Source organism: Bradyrhizobium paxllaeri (assembly GCF_001693515.2).
In the GTDB taxonomy this organism is placed as follows: domain Bacteria; phylum Pseudomonadota; class Alphaproteobacteria; order Rhizobiales; family Xanthobacteraceae; genus Bradyrhizobium; species Bradyrhizobium paxllaeri.
Genome location: NZ_CP042968.1, coordinates 8112801 through 8136270, shown reverse-complemented (window position 1 = coordinate 8136270; position 23470 = coordinate 8112801). Strand labels below are relative to the sequence as shown.

The 23470-nt window shown below is 63.7% G+C and carries 18 protein-coding genes; 13 read left to right on the top strand and 5 right to left on the bottom strand.

Annotation, left to right across the window (positions count from 1 at the left end; genetic code table 11):
- Positions 1–234: 234 nt before the first annotated feature.
- Together LMTR21_RS38805 and LMTR21_RS38800 are read right to left on the bottom strand one after the other, a co-directional pair.
- Entirely contained in the window at positions 235–2805 is a 2571-nt protein-coding gene (locus LMTR21_RS38805) for an ABC transporter permease (RefSeq protein WP_065751642.1), read from the bottom strand.
- Positions 2802–3515: an ABC transporter ATP-binding protein gene (locus tag LMTR21_RS38800; protein ID WP_057837823.1), complete on the bottom strand. Its 714-nt coding sequence runs from the start codon at positions 3513–3515 to the stop codon at positions 2802–2804. Before LMTR21_RS38800 ends, LMTR21_RS38805 begins: the two co-directional genes overlap by 4 nt.
- Here LMTR21_RS38800 and LMTR21_RS38795 point away from each other — a divergent pair.
- From LMTR21_RS38795 to LMTR21_RS38740, 12 genes are all read left to right on the top strand, one after another.
- Positions 3514–4218, top strand: coding sequence for an arylesterase (locus LMTR21_RS38795; protein ID WP_187399433.1), 705 nt, complete (start codon positions 3514–3516; stop codon positions 4216–4218). The genes LMTR21_RS38800 and LMTR21_RS38795 overlap by 2 nt on opposite strands.
- 180 nt (positions 4219–4398) lie before the next feature.
- Entirely contained in the window at positions 4399–4935 is a 537-nt protein-coding gene (thpR, locus tag LMTR21_RS38790; RefSeq protein WP_065751640.1) for an RNA 2',3'-cyclic phosphodiesterase, read from the top strand.
- A 218-nt stretch (positions 4936–5153) separates the two neighbouring features.
- Positions 5154–6338 (top strand): cell division protein ZapE, encoded by a 1185-nt coding sequence (gene zapE / locus LMTR21_RS38785; RefSeq protein ID WP_065751639.1) that lies wholly within the window; start codon positions 5154–5156, stop codon positions 6336–6338.
- A gap of 240 nt (positions 6339–6578) precedes the next feature.
- Positions 6579–7547: a malate dehydrogenase gene (gene mdh / locus LMTR21_RS38780; RefSeq protein ID WP_057861534.1), complete on the top strand. Its 969-nt coding sequence runs from the start codon at positions 6579–6581 to the stop codon at positions 7545–7547.
- A gap of 135 nt (positions 7548–7682) precedes the next feature.
- Positions 7683–8879 carry an ADP-forming succinate--CoA ligase subunit beta gene (sucC, locus tag LMTR21_RS38775; protein WP_065751638.1) on the top strand — a complete coding sequence of 399 codons (1197 nt, stop codon included), beginning with the start codon at positions 7683–7685 and terminating at the stop codon, positions 8877–8879.
- Positions 8880–8881: 2 nt separating this feature from the next.
- Positions 8882–9358: a DUF1579 family protein gene (locus LMTR21_RS38770; RefSeq protein ID WP_065751637.1), complete on the top strand. Its 477-nt coding sequence runs from the start codon at positions 8882–8884 to the stop codon at positions 9356–9358.
- A gap of 39 nt (positions 9359–9397) precedes the next feature.
- Positions 9398–10282, top strand: coding sequence for a succinate--CoA ligase subunit alpha (sucD, locus tag LMTR21_RS38765; protein ID WP_065751636.1), 885 nt, complete (start codon positions 9398–9400; stop codon positions 10280–10282).
- Between the two features lie 134 nt (positions 10283–10416).
- A complete protein-coding gene (locus tag LMTR21_RS38760) occupies positions 10417–13374 on the top strand; it encodes a 2-oxoglutarate dehydrogenase E1 component (RefSeq protein ID WP_065751635.1) in 2958 nt (985 codons plus the stop codon).
- Between the two features lie 320 nt (positions 13375–13694).
- Positions 13695–14924 carry a 2-oxoglutarate dehydrogenase complex dihydrolipoyllysine-residue succinyltransferase gene (gene odhB, locus LMTR21_RS38755; protein WP_065751634.1) on the top strand — a complete coding sequence of 410 codons (1230 nt, stop codon included), beginning with the start codon at positions 13695–13697 and terminating at the stop codon, positions 14922–14924.
- A gap of 81 nt (positions 14925–15005) precedes the next feature.
- Positions 15006–15755, top strand: coding sequence for an SDR family oxidoreductase (locus LMTR21_RS38750; RefSeq protein ID WP_065751633.1), 750 nt, complete (start codon positions 15006–15008; stop codon positions 15753–15755).
- Between the two features lie 36 nt (positions 15756–15791).
- Positions 15792–17192 carry a dihydrolipoyl dehydrogenase gene (gene lpdA / locus LMTR21_RS38745; RefSeq protein WP_065751632.1) on the top strand — a complete coding sequence of 467 codons (1401 nt, stop codon included), beginning with the start codon at positions 15792–15794 and terminating at the stop codon, positions 17190–17192.
- A 138-nt stretch (positions 17193–17330) separates the two neighbouring features.
- Positions 17331–17861, top strand: a complete 531-nt coding sequence (locus LMTR21_RS38740) for a hypothetical protein (protein ID WP_065751631.1) — start codon at positions 17331–17333, stop codon at positions 17859–17861.
- Between the two features lie 158 nt (positions 17862–18019).
- On the opposite strand, the gene LMTR21_RS38735 is transcribed toward LMTR21_RS38740, so the two are convergent.
- Positions 18020–18610: a DUF4337 domain-containing protein gene (locus tag LMTR21_RS38735; RefSeq protein ID WP_065751630.1), complete on the bottom strand. Its 591-nt coding sequence runs from the start codon at positions 18608–18610 to the stop codon at positions 18020–18022.
- 414 nt (positions 18611–19024) lie between these two features.
- Positions 19025–19996: a tyrosine recombinase XerC gene (locus LMTR21_RS38730; RefSeq protein WP_065751697.1), complete on the bottom strand. Its 972-nt coding sequence runs from the start codon at positions 19994–19996 to the stop codon at positions 19025–19027.
- Positions 19997–20139: 143 nt separating this feature from the next.
- Here LMTR21_RS38730 and LMTR21_RS38725 point away from each other — a divergent pair, with 143 nt between their 5' ends.
- Positions 20140–22350 carry a primosomal protein N' gene (locus tag LMTR21_RS38725; RefSeq protein ID WP_065751629.1) on the top strand — a complete coding sequence of 737 codons (2211 nt, stop codon included), beginning with the start codon at positions 20140–20142 and terminating at the stop codon, positions 22348–22350.
- A gap of 206 nt (positions 22351–22556) precedes the next feature.
- Here the strand turns inward: LMTR21_RS38725 and LMTR21_RS38720 are convergent, their stop codons facing one another.
- A complete protein-coding gene (locus tag LMTR21_RS38720) occupies positions 22557–23060 on the bottom strand; it encodes a septal ring lytic transglycosylase RlpA family protein (protein WP_065751628.1) in 504 nt (167 codons plus the stop codon).
- Positions 23061–23470 lie beyond the last annotated feature (410 nt).

The following is a 23470-nucleotide window of genomic DNA, read 5'->3' as shown; positions in this document are numbered from 1 at the left end:
CCCGTTGGTTGGCCGGCGGAGCGCAAGGGGTTTGCGGCACCGGTTAGATTTCTTAGCTCAGATGTCCCGATCTGCCGACGTTAACTTCACGTCATGAACCCGGCCACTGATCCTGGCTGGTATGTGGGAAACTAACACATTCGACGCAAGCTTCCACGCGCGGCTGAATGTCGCTTCTGCCTGCTATTTGCGCGTAAAGCTTGCGTTAACCCGGCTTTCCGCCGCTACAAATTGTCACAAATTCCGCAACACGCTGGCTGGCTTCTGGTTCAGCGCCAGCAACGTCCCGGCGAGCCCAAGCCCCACCGTGACGATCAGGGCCGCGACAACCACGCCGGCCGCGCTGCCGGCCTGCCAGACGAAACTCAGCGTCATCAGCCGGGTCACGATCAGCCACGCGGCGATCGAGCCTGCGATGACGCCGAATACCGCGGTGGCAAGGCCGATCATCAGGTATTCCAGTGCGTAGGCGCCGAGCAGCCGCGCCCGGGTTGCGCCCAGCGTCTTCAGGATCACCGCGTCGTAGACCCGGTGGCGATGGCCTGCGGCGAGCGCGCCGCCGAGCACCAGGATGGCCGAGATCAGCGTCACCGCGCTGGCGCCGCGGATGGCGAGCACGAGGTTGGTGACGACGGTGCCGATGGTTTCCAGCGCTTCGCGGACCCGCACGCTGGTCACCATCGGAAACGCGTCCGCCACCTGCTTGATGATTCGCGCGTCGCCCGCCGGGTCCGGGTGGACCTCGGACAAGGTCGCGACATGGCTGTGCGGCGCGCCCTTGAACGCGTTGGGCGAGAACACCAGCACGAAATTGATGCCGAGCCCTTGCCAGTCGACATTGCGGAAATTGCTGATCCGGGCCGGAATGTCGCGGCCGAGCACGTTGACGACGATCTCGTCGCCTATTCTGAGCTTCAGCCCGTCGGCGATCTTCTTCTCCAGCGAGACCAGCGGCGGCCCCTTATAGTCCGCGTTCCACCATTCGCCTTCGACCACCTTCGAGCCCTTGGGAACTTCGTTGGTGTAGGTCAGGCCGCGGTCGCTCTGCAGCACCCACTCGGAATCCTGCGACGGGTTGAGTTCGTCGGCCTTGACGCCGCGGGCCGCGACGATGCGCCCGCGCAGCATCGGCACATCCTCAACCGTCGATTGCGGCGCGACCTGCTTGAGGAAGGCGCCGAAGCGGTCGGAATCGGCGGTCGGGATGTCGATGAAGTAGAACGAGGGAGCTTTCTCCGGCAACGCGGCCAGGAACTGCCGGCGCAGATTGCCGTCGATCTGGGTGATGGTGACGAGCACCGCGAGCCCGAGGCCGAGCGACATCACGACCGAAGGCGTCAGCGCGCCGGGCCGGTAGATGTTGGCGATCGCCAGCCGCAGCATGGTGATGCGGCTTCGCGGCATCCGGCGTGCCAGCGCCATCAGTCCGGCAGCGACGCCGCGCAGCAGCGCGAATACCGCAACCGAGGACACGACGAACACCGCCGCAACCCGTTTGTCGTAGGAAAGCCCGATGGCCACAGTGACCAGCAGCACGATCACCGCGGCCATCAGCGCGAGATAGCCCCAGCGCGGGCGGTGCCATTCGCGCGCGACTTCCTCGCGAAACAGCGCCGCCACCGGCACGTCGTGCACCCGGCCGAGCGGCCATAATCCGAACGCGAGCGCGGTGAGGAGGCCGTAGACGAACGACAGCGCCAATTCGTCCGGATGCAAAGCAGGGATCACCGGCAGCGGCAGCACCTTGCCGAACACGCCGACGATGAGGAACGGCAAAGCCGCGCCGGCCGCCAAGCCAATCACCGAACCGACCGCGGCGAGCAGGACCACCTGCGTCAGATAGATCGTGAAGACGTCGCGCCCCGTGGCGCCGAGCGCCTTGAACGAGGCAATGACGTCGCGGCGGCGATCGATATGGCTCTTGACCGCGTTGGCGACGCCGACGCCGCCGACCAGGAGCGCGGCGAGGCCGACCAGCGTCAGGAACTGGCTGAAGCGGTTGATGGTGCGTTCGAGTTGCGGGGAGGCGTTGCTGCTGCTGCGGATCCACCAGCCGGCCTCGGGGAGGGCGCTCCGCGCATTCTCGATCAATTGGGTCGCGGCGCGATCGTCGGCCGCATTGTTCGGCAGCTTCACGCGGTAGATCCAGCGCACCAGGCTGCCGGGCTGCAGCAATCCGGAGGCGCGCAGGCTCGCCTCGCTGACGAGAACGCGCGGGCCCAGCCCGACATTGCCGGCCAGCTTGTCCGGCTCGGCGCTGACGACGCTGCGAATCTGGAACGTGGCGTTGCCGATCGTGATGCGGTCGCCGAGCTTGAGATCGAGCCGCGCCAGCAGCGTGGAATCCACCGCTGCGCCGAACGCGCCGTCACGCTCGGCCAGCAAATCCGCCATCGGCATTTTCGGCTCGAGCGTCACCTCCCCGAGCATCGGGTAGTTGCCGTCGACGGCCTTGAGTTCGACCAGCGCCAGCTTGCCGTCATTGCTGCGGGCCATGACGCGCAGCGCGGCCGCCACCGAAACCTGGCCGCGCGCCCGCAGGAAACCGATTTCCTCCGGCTTGGCCTCGCGCTGGATCAGCGAGAAGGCGACGTCGCCGCCCAGCAAGGTGCGGCCCTCGCGCGTCAAACCTTCACCGAGGCTCGCGGCGACCGAGCCGACGCCGGCAATCGCCATGACGCCGAGCGCGATGCAGGCGATGAAGACGTAGAAGCCGCGCAAGCCCCCGCGCAATTCGCGCAGCGCGTAACGGAAAGCCAACGACGACGCGCGGCTGCGATAGACGGGTTCGGAAACGGTGGTCATGAGTGGCTGTCGATCCGGCCCGAGCGCAGCCGCACCACGCGGTCGCAACGCTGCGCCAGAGAGCTGTCATGCGTCACCAGCACCAGTGTCATGCCGCGCTCGGCATGCTTGGTGAAGAGCATGTCGACGATCTGCTTGCCGGTGGCTTCATCGAGATTGCCGGTCGGCTCGTCGGCAACGAGGATAGCGGGATCGGGCGCCAGCGCGCGGGCGAGCGCCACGCGCTGCTGCTCGCCGCCGGACAGTTGCGTTGGGTAATGATGCAGGCGCTCGCCGAGGCCGACGGACGCGAGCTCCTTCGCCGCGCGCTCCGCCGCATCGGGATTGCCGGCGAGTTCCAGCGGCACCGCGACGTTTTCCAGCGCGGTCATGGTCGGGATCAGATGAAACGACTGGAACACGATGCCGACCTGGCGGCCGCGGAAGCGGGCCAGTGCATCCTCGTCGAGGGCATTGAACGGTGTACCGTTCACCACCACCTCTCCGCTGTCAGGACGTTCCAACCCCGCCATCACCATCAGCAAGGTCGATTTGCCCGAGCCTGAAGGTCCGATCAGGCCGATCGCCTCGCCCGATGCCACACGAAGGCTGATATCTTTCAGGATATGAACGCGGGCGGCGCCGGTGCCGAGCGAGAGGTTGACGTTGGAAATGGAAATGGTGTCCGGCTCAAGGCCGGTCAGCGAAGAGGGTTCGATGAGACTGTCCATGGCTCGGTCATATGGCACTTCCGCCGCTCGGGTCGAGGGCTTGAAATGGATGTTTGCGCACATACGCGTGTTGATTATGGCTTTGATGACGGCCGGGCCGGTCTGGGCCCAGACCCCGGTCACGGCACCCGCCAAACCCGTCAAAATGGTCGTTCTCGGCGATTCCCTGAGCGCCGGGCTTGGCCTTTCTGCGCCGGCGGCGTTCCCGGCCCGTCTACAAAAAACGTTGGCTGACAAAGGGATAAAGGTCGACATGACCAATGCCGGGGTGTCCGGCGACACGACTTCCGGCGGCCGCGACCGGCTGGACTGGTCGATCCCGGAGGGAACCGAGGCGGTGATCGTCGAACTCGGCGCCAACGACGCGCTTCGCGGGATCGATCCCGCCGTCACCCGCGAAGCCCTGACCGACATCCTGACCCGGCTGAAGGCGCGCAAGATCGCCGTTCTCTTGTGCGGAATGGTGGCGCCGCCCAATTACGGCAGCGACTATGCGGCGCGCTTCAACGTCATCTATCCGGAGCTTGCGAAATCGTTCGGCGTACCGCTCTACCCATTTTTCCTGGAGGGCGTTGCCGCCGACGCCAAGCTCAACCAGGCCGACGGCATCCACCCGACCGCCGAGGGCGTCGATGTCATCGTGAAGAATATTCTGCCTACCGTGGAAGCATTTCTCGGCACGATCTCCGGGCAGCGGAGTTGAAAAAAGGAGCACAGATAAGGTTACCCAAAGGTTTTCCCGTAGCATTGCGGTGTGCGCGGCCCACGTGCTTCGCAGAGTCACATAAGTCGGGTAGAAAATAACTATCGGTGATTCGTCACCGGGCGCTGTTACAGGACATGGTCCTTTTCAAGGTCATGCCCAAGCATCGGGAGTCATGCGATGCCGCGTTTGTTTGCTGGACTGGAAATTCCGGCCGAGATCGGCCAGAGCCTTTCCAATTTGCGTGGTGGCCTTCCCGGCGCACGCTGGATCGATCCCGAAAATTACCACGTTACGTTGCGCTTCATCGGCGACATCGACGGCATGTCGGCGAATGAAATCGCCTCGATGCTGTTTCGGGTCAACCGCAAGCCGTTCGAGGTCAAGGTACAGGGCCTGCAGAGCTTTGGCGGCAAGAAGCCGCGCGCCGTGGTTGCCTCCGTGGAGCCGAGCCGGCCGCTGATCGAGCTGCAGGCCGAGCTCGAACGGCTGATGCAGCGGATCGGTCTCGATCCCGAAGGGCGCAAGTTCACCCCACATGTGACGCTGGCGCGGCTGCATGATGCGTCGAGCCGGGACGTCGCCGATTATCTCTCGGTGCGCGGCTATTTCCCGAGCCGGACGTTCATGGCCTCACGCTTCGTGCTGTTCTCGTCGCGTGCGTCCACCGGCGGCGGGCCCTATGTGGTCGAGGATTCCTACGCGCTGAGTGCGTGAGCGGGCAGGGCTCTCGCCGCTTCTCCGCTGTCATCATCCGCGAACGCGGATGATCCAGTATTCCAGAGGCGTCTGCGATAGAACCGAAAAGCCGCGGCGTACTGGGTACCCCGCCTTCGCCTTCGCGGGGTATGACGATCCAGGAATGGTTTCGTTTGCATACCCCCAGCACCAATTCTCGGCTTGCAATTTCCGCTCGCTTGAGGCCGAAAGGGGCCATGCTGTCGACTGACCCCACCTCGTTCCACGCACAGTATCAGGCGCTGGTTTCCTCCGGCGCGATCGAGGCCGATCCCGCGCAGGCGGAAGCCGCGGAGGCGTTCGCCGCGCTTGAAGAGCGGTTGTCGAGCTACAAGCCGGCGAAGAAGCTCAGCCTGCTTGGCCGTCTCTTCGGCGACAAGAGCGAAGCGCCGCCGCGCGGGCTTTACGTTCACGGCGAGGTCGGCCGCGGCAAGACCATGCTGATGGATCTGTTCTTTCAGCACTCGCCGGTCCAGCACAAGCGCCGCGCCCATTTCCACGAATTCATGGCGGAAGCGCATGAGAAGATCTACGCCTATCGCCAGAACATCGCGCGCGGTGAAATCGAAGATAGCGACGTGATCGAGCTGACGGCCAACGCCATCTTCGACGAGGCGTGGCTGCTGTGTTTCGACGAATTTCACGTCACCGACATTGCCGACGCCATGATCCTCGGGCGGCTGTTCTCAAAACTGTTCGAGCTCGGCACGGTGGTGGTAGCGACCTCGAACGTCGCGCCCGAAGACCTCTACAAGGGCGGTCTCAACCGCGCGCTGTTCCTGCCCTTCATCACCCAGATCTCGGATCGCATGGACGTGCTGCGGCTCGATGCGCGCACCGATTTCCGCCTGGAAAAACTCGCCGGCGTGAAAATGTGGCTGGTGCCGCCGGATGATGAAGCCGGCGCCGCGCTCGACCGCGCCTGGCGCAAGATGACGGGTAATGCGCCCTGCAAGCCGCGCGATATCGCGATCAAGGGCCGCGTGCTGCGCGTGCCCTGTTCGGCGCATGGCGTCGCGCGGTTTTCCTTTGCCGACATCTGCGAAAAGCCACTCGCCGCATCGGATTACCTGCGGCTGGCGCATGATTATCACACCATCCTGATCGACCGCATTCCGGTGATGGATTACGCCGAGCGCAACGCCGCCAAGCGTTTCATCTCGCTGATCGACACGCTCTATGACAATGCCGTGAAGCTGATGGCCTCGGCCGAAGCCGATCCGGTGTCGCTGTACTTGGCGACCGAAGGCATTGAGGCCATGGAGTTCAAACGAACCGCCTCGCGGCTGATCGAGATGAGTTCTGAGTCCTATCTGGCGCTTCCCCACGGGCGGAAGGACTCCGCGGCCAGCGGATCGAGCACGGGGTTGGTGGAGACTTGATCCGTCATTCCGGGGCGATGCGCAGCATCGAACCCGGAATCTCGCGCCACAACTTCTGGATTCCGGGTTCGCGCTGTCGCGCGCCCCGGAATGACGATCGCTGGCATACCTGACCGAATTCAAGGCAGGGCCTTAGAATTGGGCGTGCCCCGTCTTGAACCGGTCAATCGAAAGGGATAGCAAGCCACCCAACTTCCTCGTCCACCCCCTCACTCTTCGTCTTAGAAGGACAAATTTCCCATGGCGCGCGACAAGATTGCTTTGATTGGCTCCGGTCAGATCGGCGGAACGCTGGCTCACCTCATCGGCCTGAAGGAGCTCGGCGACGTCGTGCTGTTCGACATCGCCGAGGGCGTTCCCCAGGGCAAGGCGCTCGACATCGCGCAGTCGTCCCCGGTCGACGGTTTCGACTCCAATCTCACCGGCGCCAATTCCTATGAGGCGCTCGATGGCGCCAAGGTCTGCATCGTCACCGCCGGCGTGCCGCGCAAGCCCGGCATGAGCCGTGACGACCTCTTGAGCATCAATCTCAAGGTCATGGAACAGGTCGGCGCCGGCATCAAGAAATATGCCCCCGACGCCTTCGTTATCTGCATCACCAATCCGCTGGACGCGATGGTGTGGGCGCTGCAGAAGGCCTCCGGCCTGCCGCACAAGAAGGTTGTCGGCATGGCCGGCGTGCTCGATTCCGCGCGCTTCCGCTATTTCCTCGCCGATGAGTTCAACGTCTCGGTCGAGGACGTCACCGCCTTCGTGCTCGGCGGCCACGGCGACACCATGGTGCCGCTGACCCGCTATTCCACCGTTGCCGGCATTCCGCTGCCCGATCTCGTCAAGATGGGCTGGACCTCGCAGGCGCGCATCGACGAGATCGTCGACCGCACCCGCAACGGCGGCGCCGAGATCGTCAACCTCCTGAAGACCGGTTCGGCTTTCTACGCGCCCGCTGCGTCCGCGATCGCGATGGCCGAGAGCTACCTGAAGGACAAGAAGCGCGTGCTGCCCTGCGCCGCCTATCTCAACGGCGAATACAACGTGAAGGACATGTATGTCGGCGTTCCCGTCGTGATCGGCTCGAAGGGTGTCGAGCGCGTCGTCGAGATCGAGCTGGCCGGCAAGGATCGCGAAGCCTTCGACAAGTCGGTCGGTGCGGTCCAGGGCCTGGTCGACGCCTGCAAGAAGATCGCGCCCGACCTGCTCGGACGTTGATTTTTCTCAGCTTTCGCTCCCTCACGGGGGCGAAAGCGTTTTCAGGGTTGCAGTTCTTTTGGTATATGGTATGCCAACTACCAATGCCGGTGAACTGTAGAACTCGCCGCTTAAGGGTTTTGGGGAGCGTCCAAGATGAATATCCACGAATACCAGGCCAAGGCTCTGCTGCATGAATTCGGCGTGCCGATTTCGCGCGGCGTGGCTGTGTTGAAGGCCTCGGATTCTGAAGCCGCCGCCAAGCAGCTCCCCGGCCCGATCTGGGTGGTGAAGAGCCAGATCCATGCCGGCGGCCGCGGCAAGGGCAAGTTCAAGGAAGCTTCCGCCGGCGACAAGGGCGGCGTCCGCATCGCCAAGTCGGTCGCCGAGGTCAACGAATTCGCCAAGCAGATGCTGGGCGCGACGCTCGTCACGATCCAGACCGGCGCGCAGGGCAAGCAGCTCAACCGCCTCTACATCGAGGAAGGCTCCGACATCGACAAGGAGTTCTATCTCTCGATCCTGGTCGATCGCGAATCTTCCAAAGTGTCGTTCGTGGTTTCGACCGAGGGCGGCGTCAACATCGAGGAAGTCGCGCACAACAACCCGGAAAAGATCGTGACCTTCTCGGTCGATCCGGCCACCGGCATCATGGGCCATCACGGCCGCACGGTGGCGAAGGCGCTCAACCTCTCCGGCGATCTCGCCAAGCAGGCCGAGAAACTGGTGGCGCAGCTCTACAGCGCCTTCACCGCCAAGGACATGGCGATGCTGGAAATCAATCCGCTCGTCGTCACCAAGCAGGGTCAGCTGCGCGTGCTCGACGCGAAAGTCTCGTTCGACGACAACGCGATGTACCGCCATCCCGAAGTCGCCGCGCTGCGCGACGAGACCGAGGAGGACGCCAAGGAAATCGAGGCGTCGAAATACGATCTCAATTACGTCGCCCTCGACGGCACCATCGGCTGCATGGTCAACGGCGCCGGCCTTGCCATGGCGACCATGGACATCATCAAGCTCTATGGCATGGAGCCCGCCAACTTCCTCGACGTCGGCGGCGGCGCCAGCGTGGAAAAGGTGGCGGCGGCCTTCAAGATCATCACCGCCGATCCGAACGTGAAGGGCATTCTGGTCAACATCTTCGGCGGCATCATGAAATGCGATATCATCGCCGAGGGCGTGGTCGCCGCGGTGAAGCAGGTCGGCCTGCAGGTGCCGCTGGTGGTACGGCTTGAAGGCACCAATGTCGAAGCCGGCAAGAAGATCATCAGCCAGTCCGGCCTCAACGTGGTGTCGGCCGACAATCTCGACGATGCCGCACAGAAGATCGTGAAAGCCGTCAAGGGAGGCTAGCGATGGCTGACCATCTCGCCGCACCGACACCGCTTCCGGAGCATCAGAAGCTCGCGGCACTCGCGGGCGAATGGGCCGGCGAGGAAATGGTCTATCCGTCGCGCTGGACCGCGGGCGGTCCGGCGACCTCCCATGTCGTCGCGCGCATCGGTCTCAACGGCTTCTATTTGATCCAGGACACCCGCCAGATGCGGGACGGCAAGGAATCCTTCGCCACCCACGGCGTGTTCACCTACGACCGCGACGACCGGACCTACAAATTGTTCTGGCACGATTCACTCGGCTACTATTCGCCGGCGCCGGCCTCCGGCGCCTGGGTCGGCAACAAGCTGACCCTGGTGCGTGGCTCGCTGCGCGGCAATGCGCGCCATGTCTACGAAGTCGTCGACGACAACAGCTACACCATGAAAGTTCAGTTCTCACCGGATGCCGAGGGATGGGCCGACGTGCTCACCGGCGTCTACCGGCGCATCCACTAAACCCATCGTTCCCGGTCACCCACGAAAGCGTGCTCAATCATGTCCGTTCTGATCGACAAGAATACCAAAGTCATCTGCCAGGGTTTCACGGGCAAGAACGGCACGTTCCATTCGGAAGCCGCGATCGCTTACGGCACCAGGATGGTGGGCGGTACCTCGCCGGGTAAAGGCGGCTCCAAGCATCTCAATTTGCCTGTCTTCGACACCGTGCGCGAGGCGCGCGAGAAGACCGGCGCGGACGCGAGCGTGATCTACGTTCCCCCGCCGGGCGCGGCGGATGCGATCTGCGAAGCGATCGACGCCGAAATTCCGCTGATCGTCTGCATCACCGAGGGCATTCCGGTGCTCGACATGGTGCGCGTCAAAAGGTCGTTGAGTGGATCGAAATCGCGCCTGATCGGGCCGAACTGCCCGGGCGTGATGACCGCGGGCGAGTGCAAGATCGGCATCATGCCGGCCAACATCTTCAAGCCGGGCAGCGTCGGGATCGTTTCGCGCTCGGGCACGTTGACCTATGAAGCCGTGTTCCAGACCACCCAGGAGGGCCTCGGCCAGACCACCGCGGTCGGCATCGGCGGCGACCCGGTCAAGGGCACCGAATTCATCGACGTGCTGGAGATGTTCCTCAAGGACGAGAAGACCACCTCGATCATCATGATAGGTGAAATCGGCGGCTCCGCCGAGGAAGACGCGGCCCAGTTCATCAAGGACGAGGCCAAGCGCGGCCGGAAGAAGCCGATGGTCGGTTTCATCGCCGGCGTCACCGCGCCTCCCGGCCGCCGCATGGGTCATGCCGGCGCCATCATCTCCGGCGGCAAGGGCGACGCCGGATCGAAGACGGCGGCGATGGAAGCCGCCGGAATTACGGTGTCCCCGTCGCCGGCGCGGCTCGGACATACCCTTGCCGAAAAATTGAAATCTTAATTCAGTCCTTGGTTCTTTTAGGCGGGAATATCCTGCCTAAATAGGGTAAAGCTTCTTACCGAGCTGGTTCGGGCTTCCGGACCGGCTAAAGCGCCGTTTTCCACGCGCAAAGCGACAATTACCAGGACGCCAACATGTCTCGCCAGGACGCGAACGCAGCATTTGCCCTCTCTTCCTTTTTGCAGGGCACCAACGCCACCTACATCGACGAGCTCTATGCCCGCTACGAGCAGGACCCCGGCTCTGTCGACAGCGAATGGCAGGAATTCTTCAGGAGCCTGAAAGACACCCCGGCCGACGTCCAGAAGAACGCAGAGGGCCCGTCCTGGGGCCGCGACAACTGGCCGCTCACACCGCAGGACGAACTGACCTCGGCGCTGGACGGCAACTGGATCACCGTCGAGAAGGCCGTCGGCGCCAAGCTGGCCGCCAAGGCGCAGGCCAAGGGCGCTGAATTGTCCCCTGCCGAGGTCAACCAGGCGACACGCGATTCCGTCCGCGCCCTGATGCTGATCCGCGCCTACCGCATGCGCGGTCACTTCCACGCCAAGCTCGACCCGCTCGGCATCGAGGCGCCGCGTGATCGCGAAGAGCTCGATCCGCGCACCTACGGCTTCACCGAGGCCGATTTCGACCGCAAGATCTTCCTCGACCACGTGCTCGGCCTCGAATACGGCAACCTTCGCGAGATCGTCGCGATCTGCGAGCGGACCTATTGCCAGACGCTCGGCGTCGAGTTCATGCACATCTCCAACGCGGCGCAGAAGGCCTGGATCCAGGAGCGCATCGAGGGGCCGGACAAGGAAATCAGCTTCACCCCGGAAGGCCGCCGCGCCATCCTCAACAAGCTGATCGAGGCCGAGGGCTTCGAGAAATTCTGTGACGTCAAATTCACCGGCACCAAGCGCTTCGGCCTTGACGGCGCCGAGTCGCTGATCCCGGCGCTGGAGCAGATCATCAAGCGCGGCGGCAATCTCGGCGTGAAGGAGATCGTGCTCGGCATGCCGCATCGCGGCCGCCTTAACGTGCTGACCCAGGTGATGGGCAAGTCGCACCGCGCGCTGTTCCACGAGTTCAAGGGCGGCTCCGCCAACCCCGAGGACGTCGAAGGCTCCGGCGACGTCAAGTATCACCTCGGCGCGTCGTCCGACCGCGAGTTCGACGGCAACAAGATCCATCTGTCGCTGACCGCCAACCCGTCGCATCTGGAAATCGTCGATCCCGTCGTGCTCGGCAAGGTGCGCGCCAAGCAGGACCAGCATGGCGATCCGCCCGACATGCGCATCTCGGTGCTGCCGCTGCTGCTGCACGGCGACGCGGCGTTTGCGGGACAAGGCGTGGTGGCGGAATGCTTCGGTCTCTCCGATCTGAAGGGTTATCGCACCGGCGGCTCGCTGCATTTCATCGTCAACAACCAGATCGGCTTCACCACCTATCCACGCTATTCGCGCTCCTCGCCCTATCCGTCCGACGTCGCGAAGATGATCGACGCGCCGATCTTCCACGTGAATGGCGACGATCCGGAAGCCGTGGTGTTCGCCGCCAAGGTTGCGATCGAGTTCCGGCAGAAGTTCCACAAGCCCGTCGTCATCGACATGTTCTGCTACCGCAGATTTGGCCACAACGAGGGCGACGAGCCGGGCTTTACCCAGCCAGTGATGTACAAGCGGATCGGTTCGCATCCGTCCACGCTCTCGATCTATGCCAAGCGCCTGGTCGCCGACGGCGTGCTGACCGAGGGCGAGGTCGAAAAGGCCAAGGCCGACTGGCGCACGCGGCTCGACGCCGAGCTCGAGGCAGGCTCCGGCTACAAGCCCAACAAGGCGGACTGGCTCGACGGCAAATGGGCCGGCTTCAAGGTCGCCGACCAGGAAGAGGACGCGCGGCGCGGCGTCACCGGCGTCGATATCGGCATCCTCAAGGATATCGGCCGCAAGATCACCAAGGTGCCCGATGGTTTCCGGGTTCACCGCACCATCCAGCGTTTCCTGGAAAACCGCGCCAAGGCGATCGACAATGGCGTCGGCATCGACTGGGCGACCGGCGAGGCGCTGGCGTTCTGCACGCTGATGCAGGAAGGCCATCACGTCCGCCTGTCGGGACAGGACAGTGAGCGCGGCACCTTCTCGCAGCGCCATTCGGTCCTGATCGACCAGGAAGACGAGAGCCGCTACACGCCGTTCAACCATCTCGGCCACGACCAGGGACACTACGAGGTCATCAACTCGCTATTGTCGGAAGAGGCGGTGCTCGGTTTCGAGTATGGCTATTCGCTGGCCGAACCGAACGCGCTGGCGATGTGGGAAGCGCAGTTCGGCGACTTCGCCAACGGCGCCCAGGTGGTGTTCGACCAGTTCATTTCGTCGGGCGAACGCAAATGGCTGCGCATGTCCGGCCTCGTCTGCCTGCTGCCGCATGGCTACGAAGGGCAGGGGCCGGAACACTCCTCGGCGCGGCTCGAGCGCTTCCTGCAGATGTGCGCCGAAGACAACATGCAGGTGGTGTACCCGACCACGCCGGCGAATTACTTCCACGTGCTGCGGCGGCAGCTCCATCGCGAGATCCGCAAGCCCTTGATCATGATGACGCCGAAGTCGCTGCTGCGCCACAAGCGCGCGATTTCGCGGCTCGACGAGCTCGGCAAGGACACGACGTTCCACCGCATCCTGTACGATGACGCGCAGATGCTGCCCGACGAGAAGATCAAGCTGGCGCCTGATGACAAGATCCGCCGCGTCGTGCTGTGCTCGGGCAAGGTCTATTACGATCTCTACGAGGAGCGCGAGAAGCGCGGCATCGACGACATCTACATCCTGCGCGTCGAGCAGCTCTATCCGGTGCCGCTGAAGGCGCTGGTACAGGAACTCGTACGCTTCAAGAACGCTGAAGTCGTGTGGTGCCAGGAAGAGCCGCGCAACATGGGTGCGTGGCACTTCATCGAGCCCTATCTCGAATGGGTGCTGAACCAGATCCATGCGCCGAACCGCCGTCCGCGTTACGCCGGCCGTGCGGCGTCGGCGGCAACCGCCACCGGTCTGATGTCGAAGCACCAGGCACAGCTCAAGGCGATGCTGGACGAGGCGCTGAACTAGAGCACAATGAAATCAGGGTTGATTGCGACCGCGAAGAAGGTGCGCTCCCTCTCCCGCTTGCGGGGGAGGGTTGGGGTGGGGGTGTCTCCGCAGGCGACACTGCCCGATTGGAGAGAGCCCCCACCCGGCGCTTCGCGCCGACCTCCCCCGCAAGCGGGAGAGGTGAAGCGCGTCTGCGGCCAAATCAATCAAGCCAAAAATCGTCCGGCTCTAGCCTTCCCGCCGTTTGTCGCGCCCCGCCCCGGTGCGCGATGGCGCGCCAGGCGGGCGATGACCGCTTTGGAATTGATGACGCTTAAGGATACCAAGGAAACCATATCATGACTGAAATTCGTGTTCCGACGCTGGGTGAGTCCGTGACGGAAGCCACCATCGGCCGCTGGTTCAAGAAGGCGGGCGACGCAGTGGCCGTGGATGAGCCGTTGGTCGAGCTCGAGACCGACAAGGTCACCATCGAAGTGCCGGCGCCCTCTGCCGGTGTGCTCGGCGAGATCGCGGCCAAGGACGGCGAGACCGTCGCCGTCGGCGCGCTGCTCGGGCAGATCAATGAAGGCGCCGCCGGCGCCGCCAAGCCGGCCGCGGCCGCGCCCGCGAAAGCTGCCGCTCCGGCGGCAGCGCCTGCCGCGGCTCCGAAGGCTGTTGCAGCGGATGCGCCGCTGGCGCCGTCGGTTCGCAAGCTCTCCGCCGAGAGCGGCATCGATGCCGCGACCGTGCCCGGCTCCGGCAAGGACGGCCGTGTCACCAAGGGCGACATGCTGGCCGCGATCGAGAAGGCGGCTTCCGCGCCGACCCCGGTCAATCAGCCGGCCGCTTCCGTGCAGGTCCGTGCGCCGTCGCCGGCCGATGATGCCGCCCGCGAAGAGCGCGTGAAGATGACGCGGCTGCGCCAGACCATCGCGCGGCGGCTGAAGGACGTGCAGAACACCGCTGCGATGCTGACGACCTTCAACGAGGTCGACATGAGCCACATCATGGCGATGCGGTCGCAGTACAAGGACATGTTCGAGAAGAAGCACGGCTCGAAGCTCGGCTTCATGGGCTTCTTCACCAAGGCGGTGGTACAGGCGCTGAAGGACATTCCGGCCGTCAACGCCGAAATCGACGGCTCCGACCTGATCTACAAGAACTACTACCACATCGGCGTTGCCGTCGGCACCGACAAGGGCCTCGTCGTGCCCGTGGTGCGCGACTGCGACCACAAGTCGATTTCCGACATCGAGAAGGGAATCGCCGATTTCGGCCGCCGCGCCCGCGATGGCCAGCTCAAGATCGACGAGATGCAGGGCGGCACCTTCACCATCACCAATGGCGGCATCTACGGCTCGCTGATGTCGACGCCGATCCTCAACGCGCCGCAGTCCGGCATCCTCGGCATGCACAAGATCCAGGAGCGACCGATGGTGGTCGCCGGCAAGATCGAGGTGCGCCCGATGATGTATCTGGCGCTGTCCTACGATCACCGCGTGATCGACGGCAAGGAAGCGGTGACCTTCCTGGTGCGCGTCAAGGAGAGCCTGGAAGATCCGGCGCGGCTGGTGCTGGATCTCTGAGGCGTCAAGCTTGTAGGCATCGGTATCAAGAGCCGGCGCCGCGAGCCATGGATCGATGCGCGCTCATGTGCGGAGGCTGATGTGACAGACAAGGTTGTTGTAATCACCGGCGGCAGCCGCGGCATCGGCCGCGCTACCGCGCTCGCGGCCGCCGCGCGCGGCTATCGCATCGTTGTCGGCTACGCCAGCAACAAGGCGGCGGCCGATGAGGTCGTCGCGCTGATCGAGGGCAAGAACGGCAAGGCGATATCAGTGAAATGCGATGTAGCCGAGGAAAGCGATATCCTGGAGCTGTTCAAGGCGGCGGACAAGTTCGGCACGTTGGGAGCGCTCGTCAATAATGGCGGTATTGTCGGCACGAGCGGCGTGCGCGTCGACGAGATGTCGGCCGAGCGCATCCAGCGCGTGATGGCGGTCAACGTCACGGGCTCCATCCTCTGCGCGCGCGAGGCGGTGAAGCGCATGTCGACGAAGCACGGCGGCAAAGGCGGCGTCATCGTCAACCTTTCCTCGGTTGCAGCGAGACTCGGTGCGCCGAACACCTATGTCGACTACGCCGCTTCCAAGGGAGCGATCGATTCCTTCACGGTCGGACTTGGCTATGAAGTCGCCGGTGAAGGCATCCGCGTCGCAGGCATCCGGCCCGGACTGATCGACACCGAAATCCACGCTGCGGGCGGCGAGCCCGATCGCGCCCATCGGCTCGCGCATCTGGTGCCGATGAAGCGCGTCGGCAGCGCCGAAGAAATCGCCAATGCCATCGTCTGGCTGATCTCGGACGAGGCATCCTACGTCACCAGCGCCATCCTCGATGTCTCGGGTGGGCGGTAATCCCTGACACCTTTCTGAAAGCTACAGGACTTCATCATGGCTACCTACGATCTCGTCGTCATCGGCACCGGGCCGGGCGGATATGTCTGCGCGGTGCGCGCGGCGCAACTCGGCATGAAGGTGGCGGTGGTCGAGAAGAACGCAACGCTGGGCGGCACCTGCCTCAATGTCGGCTGCATGCCGTCGAAGGCGTTGCTGCATGCCTCCGAAATGTTTGAGGAAGCCGCGCACTCCTTTGCCAAGATGGGCGTCAGCGTTTCCACGCCAAAGCTCGATCTGCCGGCGATGATGAACTTCAAGCAGCAGGGCATCGACGGCAACGTCAAGGGCGTCGAGTTCCTGATGAAGAAGAACAAGATCGACGTGCTGAAAGGCGCCGGCAAGATCCTCGGTACCGGCAAGGTCGAAGTCAGCGGCAATGGCAAGACCGAGACGGTTGAGACGAAGAATATCGTCATTGCTACCGGCTCCGATATCGCGCGGCTGAAAGGCATCGAGATCGACGAGAAGCGCGTGGTGTCGTCGACCGGCGCGCTTTCGCTGGCAAAAGTGCCGGAGAAAATGCTGATCATCGGCGCCGGCGTGATCGGCCTCGAACTCGGCTCAGTGTGGCGCCGGCTGGGGGCGGAAGTCATGGTCGTCGAATTCCTCGACCGCATCCTGCCCGGCATGGACGGCGAAGTGGCGAAGCAATTCCAGCGCATGCTCGAAAAGCAGGGTTTTGCGTTCAAGCTCGGCTCCAAGGTCACCGGCGTTGATACCGCGGGCAAGACGTTGAAGGTCAGTGTCGAACCGGCAGCCGGCGGAGCGGCAGAGACGCTCGAAACCGATGTGGTCCTGGTCTGCATCGGCCGCGTGCCCTACACCGAAGGGCTGGGCCTCAAGGAAGCCGGCATTGCGCTCGACAATCGCGGGCGCGTGCAGATCGATTCGCATTTCTCGACCAGCGTGAAGGGCGTGTATGCGATCGGCGACGTGGTCGCGGGGCCGATGCTCGCGCACAAGGCCGAGGACGAAGGCGTCGCCTGCGCCGAGATCATCGCGGGCCAGGCCGGTCACGTGAACTACGATGTCATTCCAGGCGTCGTGTATACCACGCCGGAAGTGTCGTCGGTCGGCAAGACCGAGGAAGAGCTGAAGCAGGCGGGCGTGGCTTATACCTCGGGCAAGTTTCCGTTCACCGCCAACGGCCGTTCCAAGGTCAATCAGACCACTGACGGTTTCGTGAAGATTCTCGCAGATGCGAAGACCGATCGCGTGCTCGGCGTGCATATCGTCGGCCGCGAAGCCGGCGAAATGATCCACGAAGCCTGCGTTCTGATGGAGTTTGGCGGCTCCGCCGAAGATCTGGCGCGCACGTGCCACGCTCACCCGACCCGTTCGGAAGCCGTCAAGGAAGCCGCGCTTGCGGTCGGAAAACGTGCCATCCATATGTGATGGGGAGCCCGGCACTTGCCGGCAGACCATGGTTGAAGAAGTGGGTATCCGGTTCTCGAAAAGGCCACGCTTTTGAACGAGGGGATGGAGCGGAGCGACCAATCAATGGATGTCGTTCCGCTCTAGAGATCAGAATCGATGATGCGCCGCCTGTTACAGCCGTTCTGGGTCCTGCTCGCGATCATCTTCCTGATCGAAGCCTGGCTGTGGGATCATCTCGAGCCGATCGTCGAGCGCATCGTTGCGCTGATCCCGCTCCGCGCCTTCAAGCAATGGCTGTCCGATCGCGTCGATGCGCTGTCGCCGGCAATGACGCTGATCGTCTTTGCCGTGCCGGTCATCCCGCTGTTCCCGCTGAAGCTGGTCGGCCTCTGGCTGCTGGCGAATGAATACTGGCTCAGCGCCGCCGTCGTGATCGTGCTGGGAAAATTCCTCGGCCTCGGCGTGACCGCCTTCATCTTCGACGTGACGCGCGCCAAGCTCCTGCAGATGGCGTGGTTCAAGAAGACCTATGAATTCATCATGGCGATGCGCGCCAAGGCGGCAGAACTCGTCCAGCCAATCAAGCAGCGCATCCGCGACATCCTGCGTGGCGACGGCACCGGCTGGTCATCGCGCATGCTGCGAACCATCGCACGCTTTCGCAAGAGCGTGCATCAGGCGCGGTAGTGGCGTCACCACAGGTGTTGTAGGGTGGGCAAAGGAGCGAAGCGACGTGCCCACCATCCATCACCGAAATCGCCGTGAGATGGTGGGCACGCTGCGCTTTGCCCACCCTACGGATCTGGATCACCCGCATTCGCTTTCGCGGGTGATGACAGTGAGCATCAATGCAGATGCAAGAGATGCGGCGCGTAGAGGCCGAGCCCGGTGATGGCGATGCCCACGATTGCCAATAAGCCTGACACCCAGGCCAGAACCAGCATGCCGGTGATGATGGTGGCCGACGCCAGCACAATCCCGATCTGGAAGGCGGCGGAAGCGATTTCGTAGTGGTGATACTTCGCCGTGGCCTCGTCGCGCTGGTGCTCGGCGTGCTTGGCGCGCTTGGCGAGTTCTTCCGAACCTTCGCCAGTCTCCGGCTCCGAACGATAGCGCTGTGCGGTCTTGTTCCAGTCGTCGATCTGCTTTTGCAGCGCCGCCTTGGCGGCCTCGTCGCCGACGGTACCCATGCTGAGCTTGGCGTGCTCGGCGGTGGCCTGCACCACGGTGCGACGGATGCTCTTGGCCTGGAAGAACGCCCAGAGATTCGAGGCCTCGACATTCCTGCTGATCGCTTCGGTCTGCGCGCCCTTGCCCAGCGTTTCCGACAGCGCCAGGAACAGGGCGATCACCGCGATCAGCAACGCGATCTTCTTGTTCGAGCCTGACGCGTGCTCGGCATGCTCCGCGTGCTCCATGCTTTCATGTGCGCCCATGTCTATCTCCCCAAGGTGAATCGTGACCACGATTGCCGGAACGGTCCGTTCAACGCAAGAGTTAAGCGGATTTTGGGCGCGTCCATTACTGGATTGCTCCATCCGTATTTTTGAGCTCTCAATATGACAACCGCCGAATTCGTTGCGGCCTGCTTCTGGCCGCTTGTCGTTTCTTCGCCGCGTTGCTGAACACCGTTCGTGTCCAGGTAGTATGGCGGTCGATTTGCCTCTATGCCGCGCTCGCCGGTACGATTTACGTCATCCTGTGGGGAGCTCACGGTCGTAGCTCAATGGTCGCCGCCGGTCGTGACGACCGGCCATCTCGTGCCCCGGACGCAAGTGGCCCGAGTGTCGCGAGCCGGGGCCCGCTCTACTTTGCATGGGGTTGTTTTCGATATTTTGTGTTTGCGGGCGTCATCCGCGTGGGTGGGCGCTCTTGTACACTTGCAGCAGTCGCTCGCTGTCGATCCCGGTGTAGATCTGGGTGGTCGAAAGCGAGGCGTGGCCGAGCAGTTCCTGGATCGCGCGCAAATCGCCGCCGCGGCTGAGCAAATGGGTGGCAAAGGAATGCCGCAGCGCGTGGGGTGTGGCGCTGTCTGGCAGTCCGAGCGCGCCGCGCAGCCGCTCCATGGTGAGCTGGATGATTCGCGGAGATAGCGGCCCGCCGCGCGCGCCGACGAAGATCGGCCCGGCCGGCGGCAATGAATGCGGGCACATCGCAACATAGTCGGCGATCAGGGCAAGCACGTTCTGCAGCACCGGCACCATCCGGGTCTTGTTGCCCTTGCCGGTGACGATGATGACGTCGCCTTCGCCCGGTTTCGGCACGTCGCGGCGTTTCAGCCCGAGCGCTTCGGAGATGCGCAGGCCCGATCCGTAGAGCAGCGCCATGACAGCGGCGTCGCGCGCCAGAATCCAGGGCTCGCGTTCCTCGCCGGCGCGCTCGTCGGCATCGGCAAAGCGCTTCGCAGCGTCCATCTGGATTGGTTTCGGCAGGCTCTTTGCAATTTTCGGCGCGCGGATGGCGGAGAGGGCGCCGACCCTGCCTTTTCCCTCCCGTTCCAGAAAGCGCCCGAACGAGCGCAAGCCCGCCAGCGCCCGCATCAGCGAGCGTCCGCCGATGTCGTCGGCGCGGCGCATTGCCATGAAGGCCCTGATGTCGGTGGCCTCCAGCGCGGCAAACCGTTTCAGCGTAACTTGACCGCCCCAGTGCTCACTGAGAAAGGTGAGGCATTGGCGTAGGTCGCGGGCGTAGGCTTCGAGCGTCTTTGGCGACAGCCGCCGCTCGGCGCGCAGATGCGTCAGCCAGCGCCCGACCTCCCGCGCGAACGCCTCGTCGGTGCCATCGAGCTCGACCGCTTGCAGTGCCGGAACTTCGCTTGCCATCATCTCTGCCTTGGAGTTTGCCTTGTAGTTTACCTTGGAGACGGCGCTTCAACGCATTATATCGCACCTCTTTCGTTTACCGTTCGCTAACTGGCCGGGGCGGCGCTAGCCTCGCTGTGGATACCTCAAGCCTGATTCCCCGGATGGACCACGCCACCCGCCAAACCAGCTCCTCGGCCTCGTCGACCCGCGTCGTCGACGTGCTGGTGCCGGTCGCGCTCAATCAAAACTATTCCTACCGCGTGCCGCGCGGCATGGAGCTGAAGCCGGGCGATGTCGTCTGCGTGCCGCTCGGTCCGCGCGAGGTGGTCGCGGTGGTGTGGGCGGAGAACGCCAATCCAGATCCACGGCTGCATAACCGCCTGAAGGACGTCGGCGAAAAGCTCGACGTGCCGCCGCTGAAGGAAGAGCTGCGCAGCCTGGTCGACTGGGTCGCCAACTACACGCTCTCAGCGCGTGGCATGGTGCTGCGCATGGCGTTGCGGATGGGCGAAAATCTCGGGCCCGAGCGGATGCGCCTTGGCGTGCGATTGGTGGGCGAGCCGCCACGGCGTCTGACGCCGGCACGACGCCGGCTGATCGAGGTGCTGTCGGACGGCCTCCTGCACGGCAAGTCGGATGCGGCGCGGGAAGCCGGTGTCAGCTCAGGCGTGGTCGACGGCCTGGTCGACGAGGGCACGCTCGCGATCGAGGCGATGCCGCCACCGCCGGCACCGCCGGCGCCGGATCCCGCGTTTGCGCAGCCGGAATTTTCCTATCAGCAGCGCGCGGCGGTGGATGCGATGCGCGCGCTCGCGGCCAATGGCACGTTCCACGTCGCGCTACTCGACGGCGTCACCGGCTCGGGCAAGACGGAAGTCTATTTCGAGGCGATCGCGGAGGTCGTCCGGAGGGCTAAGCAGACGCTGATCCTGATGCCGGAGATCGCGCTGACAGGACAATTCCTCGACCGTTTTGCGCAGCGTTTTGGCGTGCGCCCGATCGAGTGGCACTCCGAACTGACGCCGCGCACTCGCCAACGCAATTGGGCAGCGATATCCGCCGGCGAAGCGCCGGTCGTGGTCGGCGCACGCTCGGCGCTGTTTCTGCCCTATGCGGATCTGGGCCTGATCATCGTCGATGAAGAGCACGACCAGGCGTACAAGCAGGATGACGGCGCGCATTACCACGCCCGCGACATGGCGGTGGTGCGCGCGCACATTGCAAAGATTCCGATCGTGCTGGCGTCGGCGACGCCGTCGGTCGAGAGCGAGGTCAACGCGCGCAAGGGGCGCTATCAGCGCATCGCGCTGCCGTCGCGCTTTGGCGGCCAGCACATGCCGCATATCGAGGCGATCGATCTGCGCCGCGCGCCGCCGCCGCGCGGCCGTTTCATCTCGCCGCCGCTCGCCGAGCAGATCAGGTTCGCGATCGAGAAGCGCGAGCAGGCGCTGCTGTTCCTCAACCGCCGGGGCTACGCGCCGCTGACGCTATGCCGGGCCTGCGGCCACCGCTTTGCCTGCACCATCTGCGACGCCTGGCTGGTCGATCATCGGTTTCGACAGCGCCTGGTCTGCCACCATTGCGGTTTCTCGATGCCGCGACCGAACATCTGCCCGCACTGCCAGGCCGAGGAATCGCTGGTGGCGGTCGGCCCCGGCGTTGAGCGCCTGCAGGAGGAGGCGGCCGCGTTGTTTCCGGAAGCGCGCACCATGGTGCTGTCAAGCGATCTCATCACCTCGATCGAGACCATGCGCAGCGAGCTGAACGAAATCGCCGAGGGACGCGTCGACATCATCATCGGCACGCAACTGGTGGCGAAGGGACATAATTTTCCACGGCTCAATCTGGTCGGCGTGGTCGACGCCGATCTCGGCCTCGGCAATGGCGATCCGCGCGCCGCCGAGCGGACGTTCCAACTGCTCAACCAGGTGATCGGTCGCGCCGGACGCGAGCAGGGCCGCGGCGTAGGCTTTCTGCAGACCCATCAGCCCGAACATCCCGTGATGAAGGCCTTGGTCGCGAGCGACCGCGAAGCGTTCTACGCCAGCGAGATCGATTCCCGCGAGCGCACCGGCTATCCGCCGTTCGGCCGGCTCGCCAGCCTGATCATTTCCGCGGGCGACCGGCCGAGTGCGGAAGGGTTTGCCCGCAGGCTCACCGCCGTCGCGCCGATCGACGATCGCATCCAGGTGCTGGGACCGGCGGAAGCGCCGCTTGCGGTGATCAAGGGCCGCTACCGGTTCCGCATCCTGGTGAAGTCGCTGCGCAACGTCGATTTGTCGGACTATTTGCGCGAGTGGCTCGCTGCGGGGCCGAAGATCAAGGGCAATCTCAAGCTCGAAGTCGACGTCGATCCGCAGAGCTTTTTGTAGTCGCGAGCCGTCGTTCCGGGGCGATGCGGAGCATCGAACCCGGAACCTCGAGATTCCGGGTTCGCGCTATCGCGCGCCCCGGAATGACGCCCCAACAACAACCAAGGCCTGCCGTCATTTGCGACGACAGGCCTTTGTTGCCGCTGCAAGTTCCGCGACGGTTACGCAACGCAACGCTTACTGAAAAATGGCGCGCTATTGGCGCTTTAGGAAACGACCTCGGCGGTGACGTGGCCGACGCCGGCGCCGGTCAGGCCGATGGCGCGGGCAGCGCCCTTGGAGAGGTCGAGCACGCGTCCCTTGATGAAGGGGCCACGGTCGTTGATCGTGACGATCACGCTCTGGCCGCGATGGGTCACGCGGAGCTTGGTGCCGAACGGCAGCGAGCGGTGGGCGGCAGTCATGGCGTTCTGATTGAAGCGCTGTCCGGAGGCGGTCTTGCTGCCGGATTCATTGCCGTAAAAGGAAGCCTTTCCCGAGAAGCCGCGCCCGGTGCTCTGGGAGCCGATCGAGGCGTTGGCGTTCAGCCAGTTGTCGCCGGCCGGCTGAGCCTTGGCGTGATGGGAATGGTGGTGATGATGACGGTGATGCCTGGATTTGGCGGATGCTTCGGTGATGCTGCCGCCGACCAGGAGAGTTGCGGCGATCAGGGCCACCGCGGTGCGCGACCGGGTTAGAGTTCCCGGCACAACATTATTGGTATGCAACATTAAACTAGTCCCTCAGACAGTATTGCCACATGCGTGACAAATGGAACCCCCGTCCCAGTTTCAGCGGTTGCCGTTTGGGCACGCAATAAGGCATGAATTGGGCAGTAGTTCCTGATTACTGGCGGCTGACATATCTTGTTACCGGATGCAACTAATCAGGCGATATTCCGTAATCTTGAACTTTAACGGAATTTTAACTCATTAAATACTGTCTATTACTTATTAATACAGTCATCCTTAGGAGTGGAAAGATTTAGGCAAGTAATGGCCAAATGGAGGAGATCGGCCGGCTTCGTTCCGAGGGGGCCGGCTCATAGCCGCCATGCAAATACGATTGGAACCAATGCGTCGCTCGGTGACGCGTGCGAGACCCCGTTTGGGGCCCGGCCAAATTCCGGCGCGATGAGTTG

What these genes read in the sequence shown, in the direction of transcription:
- LMTR21_RS38805 (WP_065751642.1), bottom strand. Translation starts at nt 2,805, where the DNA reads ATGACCACCGTTTCCGAACCCGTCTATCGCAGCCGCGCGTCGTCGTTG.
- LMTR21_RS38795 (WP_187399433.1), top strand. Translation starts at nt 3,514, where the DNA reads ATGGCTCGGTCATATGGCACTTCCGCCGCTCGGGTCGAGGGCTTGAAA.
- LMTR21_RS38800 (WP_057837823.1), bottom strand. Translation starts at nt 3,515, where the DNA reads ATGGACAGTCTCATCGAACCCTCTTCGCTGACCGGCCTTGAGCCGGAC.
- thpR (WP_065751640.1), top strand. Translation starts at nt 4,399, where the DNA reads ATGCCGCGTTTGTTTGCTGGACTGGAAATTCCGGCCGAGATCGGCCAG.
- zapE (WP_065751639.1), top strand. Translation starts at nt 5,154, where the DNA reads ATGCTGTCGACTGACCCCACCTCGTTCCACGCACAGTATCAGGCGCTG.
- mdh (WP_057861534.1), top strand. Translation starts at nt 6,579, where the DNA reads ATGGCGCGCGACAAGATTGCTTTGATTGGCTCCGGTCAGATCGGCGGA.
- sucC (WP_065751638.1), top strand. Translation starts at nt 7,683, where the DNA reads ATGAATATCCACGAATACCAGGCCAAGGCTCTGCTGCATGAATTCGGC.
- LMTR21_RS38770 (WP_065751637.1), top strand. Translation starts at nt 8,882, where the DNA reads ATGGCTGACCATCTCGCCGCACCGACACCGCTTCCGGAGCATCAGAAG.
- sucD (WP_065751636.1), top strand. Translation starts at nt 9,398, where the DNA reads ATGTCCGTTCTGATCGACAAGAATACCAAAGTCATCTGCCAGGGTTTC.
- LMTR21_RS38760 (WP_065751635.1), top strand. Translation starts at nt 10,417, where the DNA reads ATGTCTCGCCAGGACGCGAACGCAGCATTTGCCCTCTCTTCCTTTTTG.
- odhB (WP_065751634.1), top strand. Translation starts at nt 13,695, where the DNA reads ATGACTGAAATTCGTGTTCCGACGCTGGGTGAGTCCGTGACGGAAGCC.
- lpdA (WP_065751632.1), top strand. Translation starts at nt 15,792, where the DNA reads ATGGCTACCTACGATCTCGTCGTCATCGGCACCGGGCCGGGCGGATAT.
- LMTR21_RS38740 (WP_065751631.1), top strand. Translation starts at nt 17,331, where the DNA reads ATGATGCGCCGCCTGTTACAGCCGTTCTGGGTCCTGCTCGCGATCATC.
- LMTR21_RS38735 (WP_065751630.1), bottom strand. Translation starts at nt 18,610, where the DNA reads ATGGGCGCACATGAAAGCATGGAGCACGCGGAGCATGCCGAGCACGCG.
- LMTR21_RS38730 (WP_065751697.1), bottom strand. Translation starts at nt 19,996, where the DNA reads ATGGCAAGCGAAGTTCCGGCACTGCAAGCGGTCGAGCTCGATGGCACC.
- LMTR21_RS38725 (WP_065751629.1), top strand. Translation starts at nt 20,140, where the DNA reads ATGGACCACGCCACCCGCCAAACCAGCTCCTCGGCCTCGTCGACCCGC.
- LMTR21_RS38720 (WP_065751628.1), bottom strand. Translation starts at nt 23,060, where the DNA reads ATGTTGCATACCAATAATGTTGTGCCGGGAACTCTAACCCGGTCGCGC.